At 71.2% G+C, this 1,478-nt stretch carries 2 protein-coding genes and 1 pseudogene; all 3 read right to left on the minus strand.

The features are described from left to right. Positions 1-71 precede the first annotated feature (71 nt). Complete coding sequence (locus FV228_RS33850; protein ID WP_238262020.1) at positions 72-200, minus strand: hemin uptake protein HemP; 129 nt, start codon at positions 198-200, stop codon at positions 72-74. A 530-nt stretch (positions 201-730) separates the two neighbouring features. After that, positions 731-889, minus strand: coding sequence for a hypothetical protein (locus FV228_RS33545; protein WP_187277971.1), 159 nt, complete (start codon positions 887-889; stop codon positions 731-733). A 207-nt stretch (positions 890-1,096) separates the two neighbouring features. After that, positions 1,097-1,478: pseudogene (locus FV228_RS29470) on the minus strand (helix-turn-helix domain-containing protein); the annotation flags it as partial.

Raw genomic sequence — 1,478 nt, forward strand, 5'->3', positions numbered from 1 at the left:
ACCGTGCGGGGCGAGCGCAGCCGCGGCGGCGGCGGCCAGGAGGGAGCGGCGCGACCAGGCGGGGGATGGCGTCATTTGGTCAGGATCAGCTTGTCGTTGGCGGTGATGCGGAGCCGGTACCGCTGGCCGGCATGGCGGATGACGATCTCGCGGCGCCCCTGCAGGAGGCTCGCCGAGACGATCTCGCCGTCCCGGTCCAAGCCCGACGCTCCCAAGCCCAACGCGCCCAAGGCCAACCCTCCGTTGGCCAACCCTCCCTTGGCCAACGCACCCGTGGGCAACGCCCGAACCCCGGTCCGCGGATCCCCGCGGCCCGTGACCCGCGCGCCCGGATCGTCATCCCCGTCCAGACCGGACATCTTTGGAAAGCCTCAGCTTCGTTCTTTGTAACACTTCAAAATACAAAGACACATGGAAGAGATCGAACCATAGGGGCGATCAGCGGCAAATACCAGAGCCCTCCGGTCCAGGATAAGCTTGCGCGGATATCAGTCTCATCTGTCCGGTTTTCGCCGCGATCATCGCGGCACGTCCGGGCGGGAACGGCGCAAGACTGGAACACGCGCCGTGAAGCGCGTCCCGTGGTCGGTCGATACGGCGATGCCGACGTCGAGGACCGCCGCGGTTTTTCCGATGCTCGCGGACCATCATGGCGCGGCGCGAGCCGGCTCGACAGAGCCGTCGCGGTCGCAGGTATCGGGACGCTGCCGGGACGTGCGGCGGCGCCGCCTCAGCCGAACAGGGGCAGGCCCGCGCCGATGATCACGAGCCCGAGCACGATCAGGCTGCCGCCCGCGCTCTCCAGGGCCGCCTGCTGGACGGAGCGCTTCGGGGCGATGCCCGCGAGGGTCGCACCGGTCACCAGGCAGATGACGCTCAGGATGGTCATGACAGCTGCCCCGGCGGCCGAATCGGACACGCGCAACGGTTTCGGTGCCGATATGGATGCAGACCCGGCGTTAACGAATGGCCTACACCGGCTCCCGGGGGCGGGGCGACGGCCCGGTCCGAGAGGCCCGGCATCGCGCGTCGGCCCGGCGGGCGGCTTTGCGGCCGGATGCCGCGAGAGCCGGCATCCACTGCGGCGGCGAGCGCTCTAAGCTGGCGGGAAGCGCGCGAGATCGACCTCGATGGCGACCCGGTCGGCGCCGATCGTGGAGAACCGGATCCCGGCGCTCTCGAAGGCCTGGCGGACGGCCTGGCGGATCTTGGGACGCGGGCCCTCGCCGAACTCCTCCATCCGCCGGACGCTGGAGCCCGAGACCCCCGAGGCCGCGGCGAGGTCCTGGATCGACCAGCCGATGACCGCCCGGGCCCCCCGGATCAGCGGCCCGATCGCGGCATCCGGCACCGCGTCCCGCGCGTCGTCCGGCACGGCGAGCACGAGGCCGAACCATTCGCGCACCGCCCCGTCGGGCTCGGCCTGCGCCGCGCCCCGGCTGCTAAACCGGCGGTACGCCCCGTCCGCACCGCGGATG

It is taken from the genome of Methylobacterium sp. WL18 (genome assembly GCF_008040015.1).
Lineage (GTDB): Bacteria > Pseudomonadota > Alphaproteobacteria > Rhizobiales > Beijerinckiaceae > Methylobacterium > Methylobacterium mesophilicum.

Bases quoted from the DNA above. Each gene is read 5' to 3' on its own strand.
- FV228_RS33545 (WP_187277971.1), bottom strand. From the start codon at position 889: ATGACCATCCTGAGCGTCATCTGCCTGGTGACCGGTGCGACCCTCGCG.